Origin of the sequence: Veillonella fallax (genome assembly GCF_020687175.1) — a bacterium.
Taxonomy (GTDB): domain Bacteria; phylum Bacillota; class Negativicutes; order Veillonellales; family Veillonellaceae; genus Veillonella; species Veillonella fallax.
Genome location: NZ_JAJEQD010000008.1, coordinates 52,433 through 68,444, shown reverse-complemented (window position 1 = coordinate 68,444; position 16,012 = coordinate 52,433). Strand labels below are relative to the sequence as shown.

Annotated in this window: 17 protein-coding genes; 4 read left to right on the top strand and 13 right to left on the bottom strand. The window is 40.9% G+C overall.

Annotated features, from left to right (window positions below):
- Positions 1–12 precede the first annotated feature (12 nt).
- The 9 genes from atpB to LKD20_RS05265 all read right to left on the bottom strand — a co-directional run bounded on the left by atpB (position 13) and on the right by LKD20_RS05265 (position 8,310).
- Positions 13–711 (bottom strand): F0F1 ATP synthase subunit A, encoded by a 699-nt coding sequence (gene atpB, locus LKD20_RS05305; RefSeq protein WP_005385425.1) that lies wholly within the window; start codon positions 709–711, stop codon positions 13–15.
- A gap of 174 nt (positions 712–885) precedes the next feature.
- Positions 886–1,254 (bottom strand): hypothetical protein, encoded by a 369-nt coding sequence (locus LKD20_RS05300; protein ID WP_005385424.1) that lies wholly within the window; start codon positions 1,252–1,254, stop codon positions 886–888.
- A 10-nt stretch (positions 1,255–1,264) separates the two neighbouring features.
- Complete coding sequence (locus LKD20_RS05295) at positions 1,265–1,459, bottom strand: AtpZ/AtpI family protein (RefSeq protein ID WP_227721103.1); 195 nt, start codon at positions 1,457–1,459, stop codon at positions 1,265–1,267.
- A 1-nt stretch (position 1,460) separates the two neighbouring features.
- Positions 1,461–2,603 (bottom strand): non-hydrolyzing UDP-N-acetylglucosamine 2-epimerase, encoded by a 1,143-nt coding sequence (gene wecB, locus LKD20_RS05290; RefSeq protein WP_227721102.1) that lies wholly within the window; start codon positions 2,601–2,603, stop codon positions 1,461–1,463.
- 55 nt (positions 2,604–2,658) lie between these two features.
- Positions 2,659–3,810, bottom strand: a complete 1,152-nt coding sequence (locus tag LKD20_RS05285) for a glycosyltransferase family 4 protein (RefSeq protein WP_227721101.1) — start codon at positions 3,808–3,810, stop codon at positions 2,659–2,661.
- Positions 3,811–3,842: 32 nt separating this feature from the next.
- Positions 3,843–5,201, bottom strand: a complete 1,359-nt coding sequence (locus LKD20_RS05280; protein ID WP_227721100.1) for a PFL family protein — start codon at positions 5,199–5,201, stop codon at positions 3,843–3,845.
- 8 nt (positions 5,202–5,209) lie between these two features.
- The gene (locus LKD20_RS05275; RefSeq protein ID WP_039968964.1) at positions 5,210–5,485 is read right to left on the bottom strand and encodes an ACT domain-containing protein; all 276 of its coding nucleotides are present in this window, start codon (positions 5,483–5,485) and stop codon (positions 5,210–5,212) included.
- A 134-nt stretch (positions 5,486–5,619) separates the two neighbouring features.
- On the bottom strand, positions 5,620–7,257 hold the full coding sequence (locus tag LKD20_RS05270) for a phosphoglucomutase (protein ID WP_227721099.1): 1,638 nt from the start codon (positions 7,255–7,257) through the stop codon (positions 5,620–5,622).
- A gap of 123 nt (positions 7,258–7,380) precedes the next feature.
- Complete coding sequence (locus LKD20_RS05265) at positions 7,381–8,310, bottom strand: YitT family protein (protein ID WP_227721098.1); 930 nt, start codon at positions 8,308–8,310, stop codon at positions 7,381–7,383.
- A 205-nt stretch (positions 8,311–8,515) separates the two neighbouring features.
- Between LKD20_RS05265 and ispE the strand changes: the two genes are divergently transcribed.
- From ispE to LKD20_RS05245, 4 genes are all read left to right on the top strand, one after another.
- Positions 8,516–9,412, top strand: a complete 897-nt coding sequence (ispE, locus tag LKD20_RS05260) for a 4-(cytidine 5'-diphospho)-2-C-methyl-D-erythritol kinase (RefSeq protein WP_227721097.1) — start codon at positions 8,516–8,518, stop codon at positions 9,410–9,412.
- Complete coding sequence (locus tag LKD20_RS05255; protein ID WP_105084951.1) at positions 9,409–10,101, top strand: GntR family transcriptional regulator; 693 nt, start codon at positions 9,409–9,411, stop codon at positions 10,099–10,101. Before ispE ends, LKD20_RS05255 begins: the two co-directional genes overlap by 4 nt.
- Positions 10,102–10,267: 166 nt before the next feature.
- On the top strand, positions 10,268–11,728 hold the full coding sequence (locus tag LKD20_RS05250) for an alanine/glycine:cation symporter family protein (protein WP_227721096.1): 1,461 nt from the start codon (positions 10,268–10,270) through the stop codon (positions 11,726–11,728).
- 274 nt (positions 11,729–12,002) lie between these two features.
- On the top strand, positions 12,003–13,259 hold the full coding sequence (locus tag LKD20_RS05245) for a Glu/Leu/Phe/Val family dehydrogenase (protein WP_105084953.1): 1,257 nt from the start codon (positions 12,003–12,005) through the stop codon (positions 13,257–13,259).
- 85 nt (positions 13,260–13,344) lie between these two features.
- Here LKD20_RS05245 and LKD20_RS05240 read toward each other — a convergent pair whose 3' ends face one another.
- From LKD20_RS05240 to LKD20_RS05225, 4 genes are all read right to left on the bottom strand, one after another.
- Positions 13,345–13,836, bottom strand: a complete 492-nt coding sequence (locus tag LKD20_RS05240; RefSeq protein WP_105094215.1) for a QueT transporter family protein — start codon at positions 13,834–13,836, stop codon at positions 13,345–13,347.
- A 285-nt stretch (positions 13,837–14,121) separates the two neighbouring features.
- Positions 14,122–14,811 (bottom strand): 7-cyano-7-deazaguanine synthase QueC, encoded by a 690-nt coding sequence (gene queC, locus LKD20_RS05235; protein WP_227721095.1) that lies wholly within the window; start codon positions 14,809–14,811, stop codon positions 14,122–14,124.
- A 68-nt stretch (positions 14,812–14,879) separates the two neighbouring features.
- The gene (locus tag LKD20_RS05230) at positions 14,880–15,635 is read right to left on the bottom strand and encodes an exodeoxyribonuclease III (protein ID WP_227721094.1); all 756 of its coding nucleotides are present in this window, start codon (positions 15,633–15,635) and stop codon (positions 14,880–14,882) included.
- A gap of 149 nt (positions 15,636–15,784) precedes the next feature.
- Complete coding sequence (locus tag LKD20_RS05225; protein ID WP_227721093.1) at positions 15,785–16,009, bottom strand: DUF5379 domain-containing protein; 225 nt, start codon at positions 16,007–16,009, stop codon at positions 15,785–15,787.
- Positions 16,010–16,012 lie beyond the last annotated feature (3 nt).

Here is a 16,012-nt window from a genome sequence, read left to right as displayed (position 1 = left end):
CATATAAAATAATTAATGTTCCTCACTAAGAGCCATCCCCAAGTAGGAGGCAGTAAGAACTGTGAAAATAAAGGCTTGAATAATACCGATAAATAAACTAAAAGCAATCCAAACCCATGGTACAGGTACAAACCAAGGCAAGTTATACAATACTTCTAACAAAATTTCACCAGCTACGATATTGCCGAATAGACGGAAAGCAAGTGTAACTGGTTTTGCAATTTCCTCAAAAATATTAAGGATTAGCAAAGCCTTATAAGGTTGTACAAAATGATTGAAATAGGATAAGCCTTTAACTTTAATCCCCATAACCCATACCACTAATGTGCTACATAGAGCTAATGCAATTGTAGTATTAATATCGGATGTTGGTGATGTTAAAGCCTTAAACGTTGGCATTAAACCCAGTTCGTTCCCTACAAAAATAAATAAGAAAAACGTAAATAACAAGGAACTTACCATCGGCCAATGACGACCCAAGTTCGGAGCTAGCTGCCCCTCTAAGCCTTCTAATATAGCTTCCACTATATTTTGCAAGCCTACAGGCACCAATTTACGTCCTCGGGTGGCCAATACTGTTACCAGTATTACAATAGCCATAGTAACCCATGTAGCAATCAAGGTATCAATATTAAATGTTAACCCCAACCACTGCACGACCTCATGGTGTCCCGCATGTAATTCCACGTTCTCAACCCCTTCCATAGTCATAATAAAAACCTTATATATTTACAATTAATATAAATATATTATATATGTATCATCATACATCGTTATAGATATATAATCAACACTTACAAGGTAAACAATTCCAATTACTCATAATCACATTGTGTATAATGCATTATCGGTATACACTTATCATTCTTACTGCTACTTACGGGGTCAGAAATGCCGACTAAGCCACCAATACACCACATATAATGCCGGTTGTATGAGTGCAATACCTATAAACATGCTAACAGCTTCAACACCAGGTATTTTTAATCCTAAGACGACCAAAGAGCCTACTAACATAAGACGCCATATCATCTGCCTGCGAGCTTTACGTACGGCTTTATAAGGGTCTCCTGACACAATAGATTGTCCATGCAAAGCCAAGCTAAGCAAGTAGAGTACCATTATAAAAATGCCCCAAAGCCATCCCCATAGATACACTTCTAAGCCACATAAAACTTGTATTATACCGCCTAAAAAGGCAATAAAAAAACAAGTTAGTAGCACACGCACTATGAATTTAATATATTGATTCATATATACCTCACTACTTAACTTGTTTATATAACATATAAAAGCCTATTATAGCTCCAATAAGACCAAATATAACCATACATAATGGTTCAGTTCTAAACCAACCATCTAGTATATATCCAATCCCAATAAAGCCACCTATACAGAAAACGAGTGTGAGCCCCGCCGATGTTGCCATGGCGAGGGCTTTCACAAGGTCCTTATCCATATTATTTACCAAAACGTTCAGGACGATTAGGATCGCCTAAAAATTCATGGCGCAACGCTTGGATGATGCGTTCAGATGCTTTGCCGTCACCATATGGGTTAACGGAATTAGACATCAATTTATAAGCCTCTGCATTGCTCAACAATTCATGAGCTGCTGCATGTACAGCGTCTTTGTCAGTACCTACAAGGCGCACAGTACCAGCTTCAACAGCTTCTGGGCGTTCTGTAGTATCACGCAATACGAGAACTGGTTTACCAAGAGCTGGTGCTTCCTCTTGAATCCCACCAGAATCAGTAAGAATCAAATAGGATTTAGCCATCAAATTAGCAAATGGTTCGTAATCAAGCGGGTCAATCAATGTAACACGTTCTACAGAACCGAGTTCTTCTTGTACAACTTGGCGAACCTTAGGATTCTTATGTACAGGGAAGACCACTTGAATATCTTTAAATTCATCAAGCAAATTACGAATAGCTTGGTATACATGGCGCATAGGCTCACCCAAGTTTTCACGGCGATGTGTCGTAACAAGCACTGTACGTTTTTCAGGATCTAATGCATTGATAGCAGCATCATCAAACACATAGTTTTCTTGTACTGTTGTATCAAGGGCATCAATAACCGTATTGCCTGTTACATACAAATGGTCTGCATTTATATTTTCTTTTTTTAGATTACTTTCAGAACTAGCTGTTGGTGCAAAATGATATGTCGCAATAGAACCAGTCAACTTGCGGTTCATCTCTTCTGGGAATGGAGAGTAAATATCACCAGTGCGAAGGCCTGCTTCTACATGGCCTACAGGAATTTCTTGATAGAAGGACGCCAAAGCACCTGCAAAGGTAGTTGTAGTATCACCATGTACAAGAACCACATCAGGTTTAGCTTCTTCTAATACATCTTTAAGGCCCATCAACGCACGGTTTGTTACATCGTACAATGTTTGACCTTGGCTCATAATATTCAAGTCGTAATCAGGGGTAATATTAAACAAGTTTAGTACTTGATCGAGCATATCGCGATGTTGTGCCGTAACGGTTACAATCGGTTCCATATCCGGTGCTGCTTCTAATGCTTTTACAAGAGGAGCCATCTTGATAGCCTCAGGTCTTGTACCAAAGATTGTCATAACTTTTAACATAGTTGCCTCCAACATAGTAGGATAGAAAAAATGGGGCGCCAAGCGCCCCACATGGTTATTTCTTATGGGAATCTTCAGATTCCTCTAAAGCTTTTGCCAATTCTTCACGATCAAAGGAAATAGTTTCATCTGAGTCGCTGCGTTCAATTGTAGGACGTGGTAGTGGATGACCTGCCGCATCACTGTGAGTAATAACACCAAGGCGACGAGCCACATAAATACTACCTAAGAAGATAACGAGTACTAATGCGATACCAATCCAAGCATTGACCTCTGCTACGATGACGGATACGCCACCAAAGAGAGCCGTTACAGCATACATCATTAGCACCGCTTGTTTTTGAGATAAGCCCTGTGCTAACAAACGATGATGCACATGGCCTTTATCAGGCTTGAAAATCGGACGACCGCTGATTTTACGGCGCACGATAGCAAACAATGTATCGAGAATTGGTAAGCCTAGCACGATAGCTGGTACCACTAATGCAATAGTAGCCGCCGTTTTAACAGCCCCCATTACAGAAATAGCGGCTAATGTATAACCAAGGAGCATAGAGCCCGTATCACCCATGAAGATTTTCGCTGGGTTAAAGTTATACCGCAAGAACCCTACTGTTGCACCTGCTAGTGCCAATGAAATACAGGCAAGGTCTGTTTGACCAAGTTGTAATGTCATAGCACAAACAGCAATACAAGCAATAAAGGAAATGCCTGCTGCCAAGCCATCAAGTCCATCGATAAGGTTTACGATATTCGTAAAGCCTACAATCCAGAAAATAGTCAATGGAGCAGACCAATATTTAAGGTATACCACACCACCCCAAGGAAGGTTGATGAAGTCTACGCGAATATCGTAAGCTACCAAAATAGCTGCCGCTATGATTTGGCCCATCAACTTAGTCTTTGGCTCAATTTGTTTAATATCATCCCATATGCCGACAAGCACAAGGATAACGGTACCAAGCACAAAGCCAAATAGTTTATGGTCATGTGGGATAGATCCATTAAAGAGGACCGATCCTATATAACCGAGGAAGATTGCTAACCCACCAAGTCGTGGAATAGCACCATGATGTACCTTGCGGGCATCAGGTTTATCTATTGCCCCAACAGCAACGGCAAAGCGTTTCACCAAAGGGGTAAGTGCAAAGGTTATGACGAGCGCCAGAGCAAAGGCCCATACATAATCGAGCACATAATCACTCATAAGACACCTCCAACAACTGGGTTAAAACAATATTAGTTCGTTAAGCTACGAATAGGTGCAGGAATACGACCACCACGTGCGATGAACTCAGCTGCACTATATGGGCTTACTTCAATGATTGGAGCATAGCCTAACAAGCCACCAAACTCAACAACCTCACCTACTGTTTTACCAGGTACAGGAATTACACGAACCGCAGTTGTCTTATTATTAATCATACCAATAGCAGATTCATCAGCAATGATTGCAGAAATTGTATCTGCTGTTGTGTCACCAGGAATAGCAATCATGTCAAGGCCCACAGAACATACGCATGTCATAGCCTCTAATTTATCGAGGGATAAACTGCCACAAGATACAGCATCAATCATACCCGCATCTTCAGATACTGGAATAAATGCACCACTGAGACCGCCTACGTGAGAAGATGCCATAAGGCCACCTTTTTTCACTGCATCATTAAGCAATGCAAGTGCTGCTGTAGTACCGTGACAACCACAAGAGGATAAGCCCATTTCTTCAAGAACGTGAGCTACCGAGTCACCTACAGCTGGTGTTGGTGCCAAGGACAAGTCAATGATACCGAATGGTTTGCCAAGACGGCGAGATGCCTCTTGTGCTACCAATTGGCCTACACGAGTAATTTTAAAAGCAGTGCGTTTAATCGTTTCTGCTACAACGTCAAAGGATTGACCACGTACAGATTCTAGTGCGTGTTTTACAACGCCTGGACCAGATACGCCTACAGAAATAGCGCTATCCCCTTCAGTTACACCGAAGAAGGCACCGGCCATGAATGGATTATCCTCTACAGGATTACAGAAAATAACAAGCTTAGCACAACCAAGAGCATCATTATCCTTTGTAAGTTCTGCCGTTTTCTTAACGATGATACCCATGTCGCGAACTGCGTCCATGTTGATACCCGTTTTAGTAGAGCCCACACCTACAGAGCTACATACGATATCTGTAGTTGCCAGCGCTTCTGGGATGGAATCAATCAAAATGCGGTCAGCCCGTGTAGCACCTTTTGTTACAAGAGCAGAGAAACCGCCGATAAAGTTTACACCTACTGTTTTTGCAGCGCGATCCATCGCTTCTGCAATTGGAACATAGGATGTTAAATCACTACCACCAGCCACTAATGAGATCGGTGTTACAGAAATACGTTTGTTAATGATAGGAATACCAAACTCGCGCTCAATATCCTCACCAGTAGACACAAGGTGCTCTGCTTCTTTCGTAATGCGATCATAAATGCGATCACACAACTCTTTACCAGAGCTAGATGCACATTCAAGCAAGCTAATACCCATTGTAATGGTACGTACGTCAAGCTTGTTATCATGAATCATCTGATTCGTTTCTAAAATATTGTCGATAGATAACATAGTGCCTCCTATCCTACACGGTGCATGCTTAAGAAAATATCAGCATGTTGTGCACGGATTTCAACACCAAGTTCTTTACCGAGTGCATTCAAAGCATCTTGAATAGATGTCAAATCTTTCACATCTTCAGACTTTGTTTCACACATCATAATCATATTGAAAACGCCATCAAGAATGGTTTGATTTATAGACATAATGTTTACGCCGTGGTTAGCAAGTACAGTACTAACCCCTGCAATGATACCAACGCGGTCAACGCCGACAACGGTAACAACTAATTTCATAACATCACCTTTTCTGAGCACTACAAACTATTTGCCCCATATAGGGTATTCAATAAACTATATTAATATATTATATCACATTTATTACTTTTCTACGGTGAAATCTTCATGAGTTTTCATGTAAAAATAGTATTTTACACTTCGTCGGATAATGCAGCCGTTACGATAGCCTCTCCTGCTGTCAATAACGCGACTAAACCTTTATCCCCTTTATAGCTTTCACCATAAATTTTATACAAATCCTCTGTACCGGACGGACGCGCTACAAACCAACCTGTTTCAGTTTCTACGCGAACCCCATCGATGGGCATATCCTTGTATAAGGATGTAGTGCGTATATTAGTAATAGCGTCTCCATCTACCTCTGTAGCTGTAATGGAACTTGCATTCAACTGTTTCAACTTAGCCTTTGCTGCCTTTGTACAAGCCGCATCAATGCGACCAAATCGTGGGTCACCACAACCTTCAACAATATTATTGTAGAGGCGATCAACAGTTGCGCCCATAACGGCATACATTTCCATTGCTAGAAGCGCCATTACCATGCCGTCTTTATCGGTAGTCCATACGGTGCCGTCCTTTTTAAGGAACGATGCGCCTGCAGATTCTTCACCGCCGATACCAATCTCACCATCAAATAATAAAGAGCTAAAATATTTAAAGCCTACCGGAACCTCATAAACCGGAATGTCTTTAACAGCCGCCCATTTATCAATCATAGTGGTACAAACAACGGTTTTACCTACCCCTTTATCTGTCCAACCACGGGTTGTAAACAAATAATCTGCAGCAACCGTAAGGAACGCATTAGGAGAAGCAAGTCCCTCTGCAGTAACGATACCGTAGCGATCATAATCAGGGTCATTACCAACAGCGAGATCATAATTGCCAATTTGTTTAGTTACATCCGCCATCGCATATTCAGAAGAACAATCCATACGCACCTTGCCATCATGGTCATAGGTCATAAAGCTAAAGGTTGGATCGTATTCATCATTGATAATATCCATATTGAGATTATATCGTTCTTTAATAGCACGCCAATAACCAAGGCCACTACCACCTAATGCATTGACAAGAACTTTAGGCTTCGCACTTTGAATTGCTTCCATATTGATGATGGAAGATAACTCTTCCACATATAAGCCCTTATAGTCATAAGGCACTTGTTGATCTGGTTCAATATTATCTATGCTAATGCGTTTAAACCCTTCTAATTCACAATAAGCACGAACGTACTCATTGGCGCGGGTTTCAATCCATTTTGTAATCAACGTATCTGCAGGGCCACCGTTGGTAGCATTATACTTAATGCCCCCATTATCTGGAGGATTGTGAGATGGTGTAATAACGATACCATCTGCTTTTTTATCGTGACTTTCATTATATCGAATGATTGCACGAGACACAGATGGTGTTGGAACAAAGTCCATATCCGCATCAACCATGGCAGTCACACCATTACCAGCAAGTACCTCAAGCACTGTTACTAATGCAGGCTGAGATAAGGCATGTGTATCTTGGCCCACAAAAATGGGCCCTGTCGCACCAAATTGACCACGACCATCACAGATTGCCTGTGTAATAGCCGCTACGTGTAAATCCGTAAAGGTACCATTTAAAGAGGTACCACGGTGGCCTGATGTACCGAAGGATACGAGTTGTGTCGGATCAGTTACATCTGGTGCATTGTCAAAATAGGCATCTACCAGAGTTTGTACATCTATAATATCTTGTTCTTGTACAGGCGTACCTGCTAATTTATGAGCCATAGGAACCTCCTAATCTCAAATGTATATGTCATTCATAAAATATTATATTTACACATAATTAATATGAGATGACTAATGCTTACATTTTGAATTTTACTTTTCTGATTTTACATTTTGCTTTACTTAGCGATTATGTATAGTCTGTGTATTATCCTCTTGTGTGGTACTCTTATCTTTTAACTGTTCACACACTTCAGTAGGGATAATCGGTTGTGTAAAGCCTTGCCCAATGACCTCTTGCGCATCAGTTATTAAGATAAACACATTTGGATCCGCCTCTTGAATAACCTCTTTTAATTTATTTACTTGCAAGAGATTAACGGCTACCATAACGATTTGCTTCGGCGTCCGCGTATAAGCACCAATGCCATTAATGATAGTTGCGCCACGACCAACCTTATTGATGATGCATTCACAGACCTCATCAGTACGATAGGTAATGATGAAAGCAACCTTCCGCTGATTAAAGCCGATAACCACCTTATTCGTAATGATGGTATACACATAGACACTAATAAGTGTGACCGCTACGGCTTCAAGGCCAACAACACCAATTGCAGCAACAAGGATAGCACAGTTTATGGCACTATTAATGGACCCCATTTGAAGTCCATAATATTTGCGTACAATGAGTGCAATAGGATCAAGCCCACCTGTGTTACCGCCTACGCGGTATACAATGCCAAGACCTACACCAGTAGTAATACCAGCCATCATGGAACTCAACAAAGGATCCTTAATAATCATGTCATATTGCAAGAAGTTAAATAAATCAACCATCCAAGACAGCATCAATGTGCCATACAAGGTTTTGATAACAACACGGGTGCCCAGCCACTTCCAAGCAGCCCAGAATATAGGAATATTTAAAATCATATTCCAAGAACCAACAGATAAGCCCGTTAAATAATACAAAATCAAGCCTACCCCACTAATACCAGTACTCACCAATTTGTGTGGCAATACAAAGGCATCAAGGCCGGCACCAAATATGGCACATCCAAGAATGACCATAAGGCTTTCATAGATAACACTTCTATACTTAGCGAACATAGCTTCCTCCAAATTGCCATTTCACTATAAATATTCTATAATGAACTAACTAAAACATACGCTATTTACAATACATTTAGTAATAAAACAATATGCGTATACAAATTCATCATAAACCACTTAATGGTTATTTTCAATCACTTTATAAGAGTATAAAATAAACATATATACTGCATATATTATGTACGTTATAAACGAGGCTATTATGAGTAAAAGTTTTGAGCAACTCGGTTGCAGTAAAATTAATATTGGTCTTGCTATTACAGGCAAGCGTGAAGATGGCTACCACGATATCGACTCCATCTTCCAATCTATTCGCCTTAGCGATTCCATTTATTTTGCTAAGCATCATTCCGTAGTATTCTCCGGCGGCGCTCCAGAATTGCCTGAGTATATGCAAAAATTAGTTACTTACGGCGAAGAGAATCTTGCCCTTAAAGCATTACGGGCAATCCAAGCCTATACAGGCTGCAAAGCGGGAGCTGCCATTCACCTATTAAAACGGGTACCTATTCAAGCCGGTCTTGGCGGTGGTAGTGCTGATGCGGCTGCTATGTTAGTAGGTCTCAATCGATTCTGGGACTTACGACTCACCCAAGAGGAACTTTTACAAATCGGTGCTACTCTTGGATCCGATGTGCCATTCCTATTGCAAGGTGGTACAGCACGGGGCACGGGGCGTGGTGAATTATTAACGTACGGAAAATCTCCAGATCCACATTGGCTATTGCTAGTAAAACCAAAGGTTTCTGTATCAACTGCAGCTGCTTATGGTCGCTTCACAGGCAAGTCCGTAGCAACAAAACAAACTATCGATACAGTCCAACGACACCTAGAAAACAATGACTTAAAATCAGCATTCCTTGCTAGTGCTAATACATTTGAAGAACTACTCTTCCCTGACCACGAAGAACTTGTCATTTGTAAAGAATTCTTCGCTAGCCGCGGCTATCCAACCATCATGACTGGTAGTGGTCCTACAATGGTGGTATTGCTGGATAAACCAATGGAAGCATTACAACTACAAGAAGAAATCAAAGCAGCAGGCCATGATTGGCTATCGCTCATTACAAAAACATGTACACAGGAGGACTTACCATGACAAAACGGTTACAACCAATACGCTTAGATGCGTATAAACCTCTACGCGAAGTCGTAAGTGAAACATTACGTCAAGCCATTCAAGACGGCGTGTTAAAACCAGGCGAACGCCTTATGGAAATTCCTCTAGCTGAAGAACTCGGTGTGAGCCGTACACCAATTCGCGAAGCCATTCGTAAGCTTGAGCTCGAAGGTTTTGTTGTCATGGTTCCTCGCCGTGGCACATACGTGGCCAATATATCGTTAAAGGATATTACTCAAGTATTTGAAATTCGATCTGCTCTCGAAGAGCTTGCTGCAGGCCTTGCAGCGGAGCGCATTACGGAAGAAGAAATCGAAACCTTAGAACGAATGCTTGTAGAAATTGGCGACCATATGGAAAACAAAGATATGGAATCCGTCGTAGCAGCGGACGTGGAATTTCACGAAGTTCTATACCGAGCCTCTCGCAATGAACGACTAGCGGACATCGTTCACAACTTGCGCGAGCAAACCTATCGTTTCCGCAGCTTTTCTATGAACCAACCAGGCCGCCTTAGAAAAACTTGGGAAGAACATCGCCAATTAGTAGAAGCTATCGCTTCACATAACGCTACACAAGCTCGAAAACTTGCTAGAATTCATATGGAACATTCTGAACAAACCTTACTACAAGGTATGGAAGAATCTCAGGATTTCACTAAATCTTAAAGAAACATGCTAGTTGCTCATCTTGGTGGCTATACAATTATAAATTATAAATTATTAATAAAATCCTTCACGCTTGTGAGGGATTTTTGTTTTACAGAGTCTATAGAAATTGATACAATATCATTAATAATTATATGAATTCTTTTTATAAGAAAGGAGCGTTTTTATGGAAGCAATGCTCAATGATGCTATTTCTACCATTAATGGTTATTTATGGAGTTATTTCATCATTTTTATCCTCATCGGCGCAGGTCTATTCTTTACTATGACAACGAATTTTGTACAAATTCGTATGATTAAAGAAATGATTCGTCTCGTAGTCAATGGTGCAGGTAGTTCTACTGAAAAAAATCATGTATCCTCATTCCAAGCGTTCTGTGTTAGCACCGCATCTCGTGTAGGTGTTGGTAATATCGCAGGTATCGCCATTGCCGTTGTACTTGGTGGTCCTGGTGCTATTTTCTGGATGTGGGTTATCGCTCTTATTGGTGCTGCTACAGGTTTCATCGAATCTACATTGGCACAAATCTACAAAGAACCTGTTGCTAAAGGTGGCTTTTACGGCGGCCCAGCATACTACATTCGCTATGGTTTAAACAACAAAGCATTATCTGTTTTATTTGCTATTCTAATCAGTATTACATACGGTTGGATTTATAACTCAGTACAAGCGAACACATTAGCTGCCTCTCTTCAAGTATTTAACTTTGATGTATCCTACACCGGTGCCGTTGTAGCAATACTTCTTGGCCTCATTATTTTTGGTGGTATTCATCGCGTTGCAAAAGCATCTGAAATCATCGTTCCTATCATGGCTGTACTATATATTGCTACTGCATTATTCGTGGTCATTATGAACATCACCCAATTCCCACATGTTATTTATACTATTATTAGCTCAGCCTTTGAACCAGTAGCAGCAGGTGGTGGCTTATTAGGTGCCACTGTAATGAATGGTATTAAGCGTGGTCTATTCTCCAACGAAGCCGGTGAAGGTTCTGTGCCTAATGCAGCGGCTACTGCGGCTGTTAACCATCCTGTTGAACAAGGTCTTGTACAAGCATTTGGTGTATTCCTTGATACTTTCATCATTTGTACAGCTTCAGCATTCATTGTACTCATGGTTGGCGACTATAGCACAACAGGTTTAACTGGTGTTGCGCTAGTACAACATAATCTAGAACAACAACTTGGTTCTTGGGCTCCAACAGCGGTAGCAATCTTTATCGTAATGTTCTCCTTCAGTTCCTTAATCGGTAACTATTACTATGGTGAAATTAATATTAGCCACTTAACAGAAAAGAGATTCTATCTTCATTTATTCCGTATCGGTGTAATCATCATGACATTTGTAGGCTCCATCGCCTCTCTTGATCTAGTATGGAATTTAGCCGATTTATTCATGGCCTTCTTAGTATTAACTAATATTAGTTCCATCGTACGTATGGGACGTACTGCAGGTCTTGCTCTTGATGACTATATCAAACAACGCAAGGCAGGCATCGAAAGCCCTGTATTTAATCGTTCTGTTCTTAATCATACATACGGTATCGTATGGTGGGGTGACGGTCAAACTACAGACTCTTCTGTACCTCCTACTCCAGTGGAAGATACAATGGAAAAATAAAATATATTCTCTTATGAGATCGGTGAAAGTATCTTTCATCGGTCTCTTTTTATTTTTTGTAAAAGTATCCATTTATACTGTAAAAACTACAATTTACCTCCAACTCCAGGAGTGACTATTATCACAGTAAACATCTATATTCTATACACTTTTCAAGCATTAAAAACTATAGAATATAGTTGTAAAATCATAGAGGGTATTCTGTATACAACGTCGAATACAATATGTGTAAAACTAACAACATTTTATGTACTCTGATATTCAGGAGGTAATTATGAGCACATATAACCCATATGAAAACATGTTAAACACATTAGACGTAGCCGCAGAAAAACTTGGCTATACTCGTAGCGAATACGAAGTATTGCGTCATCCAGAACGCGAATTAAAGGTAGCAGTACCTCTTCAACTAGACAATGGTGAAGTTCGTGTATACGAAGGCTATCGTTGTCAACACTCCACATTACGTGGCAGTGCTAAAGGCGGTCTTCGCTTCCATCCGGACTCCGATGAAAACGAAGTTCGTGCACTGGCAGCTTGGATGACTATCAAAAACGCTATCGCTAACATTCCTTACGGTGGCGGTAAAGGCGGTATCAAAGTTGATCCTAAAACTTTGAATCCTCGCGAATTAGAACGCTTAACTCGTAACTTTGTACGTCGTATTGCTCCAATCATTGGCGTTAATACTGACGTTCCTGCACCAGACGTAAATACTAATGCGCAAATCATGAGCTGGATTGCTGACGAATACAGCACATTAAAAGGCGAATGGAGCCCTGGTATCGTTACTGGTAAACCTATCGAAGTAGGCGGCTCCTTAGGTCGTAATGAAGCAACTGGTCGCGGCTGTCTCATCGCTTTACAAAGTTACCTCGCTAAGAAAAACTTAGACATCAAAAACCTTACTGTAGCAGTTCAAGGCTTCGGTAACGTAGGTTCCGTAGGTGCTCGCCTTATGGCTCAAGCAGGCGCTAAAGTTGTTGCTATCGGCGACGTAAGCGTTAACATCTACAACCCTAACGGTATTGATGTGGAAAAAGCATACGAATATGCTAACTCCCATGGTCGTTCCCTTGAAGGTTACAGCGAACCAGGTATGACTACAATTGGCGCTCAAGATTTATTGGCTCAACCAGTTGATGTATTGTACATGGCAGCTCTTGAAAACCAATTGAACAAAGATAACATGGAAAACATCCAAGCTAAAATCATCTTGGAAGGTGCTAATGGCCCTACCACTAATGATGCAGATAAATACTTCTATGAAAAAGGTATCGACATCATCCCTGACGTTCTTGCTAACGGCGGCGGCGTAGTTGTATCCTACTATGAATGGGTCCAAAATAAAGCTAGCTTCTACTGGACTGAGGAAGAAGTTAATGAACGCTTAACTAAAAATATGCAAAATAGCTTTGAAGCAGTTTGGGAAATGCAACATAAATACAATGTACCTCCTCGTCAAGCAGCGTACATGGTTGCCCTTGAACGTCTCGTAGTAGAAACTAAATGGCGCGGCTACAACTGCTAATACTTTCAACCTCCATAACATTTAGCCATAAAAAAGGCGTAAGCTCACATCGAGCTTACGCCTTTTTATTTACCTATGTACTTTTTTATTTGAAAGCACCTAATAAAGCAGCCATGCTAGGACGGCTGATCAATGCTTTCACCAAAACAGAGCCAAGCACTGCTGGAATTGTTTGACCTACGATGAGGTTCAATACCAATGGCCAGTATGGAAGGCCAAGTAATGGGCTGAGCCATAACGGTACACATAATGCTGGAACAAAGATAATTGGTAGAATCGCCCACCAAGCGCTAAGGCCAAGCTTACGCATACCTACGATTATACCTGTTGTTAAAATACCAACGCCAAAGCCTCCCATCATATCGAGGATACCAAGACCACCGAATAGGAAGTTAGAAATGAGGTTACCAATCCCCATTGGAATTACCAAAAACGGAAAGGCATAAGCAAGTGCATATAATGATGTTGCTATACGAATTTGGTACGCTCCGAAAGAAATGCTTTGCGTTAAATATAGTACAACGATGTACAATGCCACAACCATGGCAGAAATAGTCAATTTACGTGTAGTAATCATAACACTCACCTCCTCAAAATAAAAAAAGCATGGCAAAACTACCATGCTATAAATGCTTATGAATTTCCGTAGTTTTGTTTAGAGACAGGATGGTTTCAAACTGTCTTATTTAGTTGTGCGCTTATAATATCATATATTTTCAATATTTTCAAGTCGAGGAACGTTGAAAGCGGCCTATTACAGTAACTACTATCGGTGTAATATTGGCAAGGACGGGGTGGCAGGAGATACCTTTCCTCATCGCTCCACTGGCGAACCGATCATCGGCCGAGGGCCTCGACCTGCCTACAGAGCTGGGTCTTCGACGCCGTTGGCGCGAAAGGCAGCTTGTCTGTCGATGCAGGTACCGCAGTGTCCACATGGTTTGTCGCCACCTTCGTAGCAGGACCATGTTAGGTGGTATGGTACGCCGAGTCGTAGGCCTTCTTTTACGACGTCTGCTTTATTATGGTTGATGAATGGAGCTTCTAAGGAGCATTCTTTGCCGGATCCTTCGAAGATGGCGTCGCCCATGGATTTGTAGAAGTGTTCTGTACAGTCTGGGTATGCATTGCCCGCCGCATCATCGCTATGGGCGCCGTAGTAAATATAGCCGCAGTCTAGAGATAAGGCTAAGGAAGCCGCCGCAGATAGGAATAGACCATTTCTAAATGGCACATAGGTGCTAACCGTACCTTCCCCTTCTGTTTCTTGTTGTTCCTTGTATGAACCTTGAGGTATTGCCTCTGTGGATTGGGTCAATAAAGAGCAATTGCTGAAGGCAAACAATTTAGTGACATCCATCGTTTTACCTTCAATTCCATAATAAGCGAGAATAGATGCAGCAGCCTCTAGTTCTTTACTATGTTTTTGACCGTATTGAATAGATAAAGGCACTACATTGTCTTTGCCAAATCTTTCAATAGCTAGCGCTAAACATGTAGTACTATCTACCCCACCGCTGAATAAGACAACAGCCTTTTGTTTTTGAGCCATAAGGTCTCCTTTCACCTATTATAACAGCCCCATCCTAAGATGAGGCTGTAGATTATACTTTCAATATATTATAAATCGATATCTAATTCTACTGGGCAGTGATCAGAGCCAAAGATTTGTTGGTGAATTTTAGCTTCTTGAATTTTGTCGTCAAGACGTTTAGAGGTGATGAAATAGTCAATTCTCCATCCCGTATTTCGTTCACGAGCCTTACCCATATAAGACCACCAGCTGTATTCTTCAATAGCATCTGGATAAAGATGACGGAATGTATCTGTGAAACCAGCACCTAAGAGTTCTGTCATTTTAGCCCGTTCTTCATCGGAGAAACCAGCATTTTTACGGTTCGTCTTAGGATTTTTAAGGTCAATTTCTTGATGCGCTACGTTGAGATCACCACAGAGAATGACTGGTTTTTTCTTATCTAATTCAAGCAAATAATTGCGGAATGCGTCTTCCCAAGCCATACGATACTCAAGACGAGCCAATTCACGTTGGCTATTTGGCGTATAGCAGCATACTAAATAGAAGTTTTCATATTCAGCAGTAATAACGCGACCTTCTTGATCGTGTTCTTCAATGCCGATACCATTAGTTACAGACAACGGTTTAATGCGCGTAAATACAGCGGTACCACTGTAGCCTTTTTTCACAGCGCTATTCCAATATTGCTCATAGCCTGGCAATTCCAAAGAGATTTGATCAGGTTGCAATTTTGTTTCTTGTAAACAGAAAATATCCGCATCTAGTTCGTTAAAGGATTCCATAAATCCTTTTGTTACAGCGGCACGAAGGCCGTTTACATTCCAAGAAATTAATTTCAATGCTTACTCCTTATTCTAATAGTGCTTTTACATACTAATATAGTTTGTGAAAGCCTCTATTTCAACATTTTCCTTATATTTCAAAAATATTCTTATTTATACTAGCAATTATAGTATGTTATACAGTTCAGCCAGAAAGTTGTACATTACTATTGTTTGTGTTTCTTTGCATGTCTTGCTTCCGCACGAGCCTTTCGAGCGTTTTCGTTTGCTTTAAGATCACTTTCACGTTTTTCACGGAAATAATTAGCTATGGAAGATAAAACAAGAATTACCAACACCGCAACATTAAACATACCGGGCCCGAAGGTATAGATGTGATAACACAAATAACCAAATGCAACAAGGGTTAGTAGATGTTTTAAAATTTTCATTTG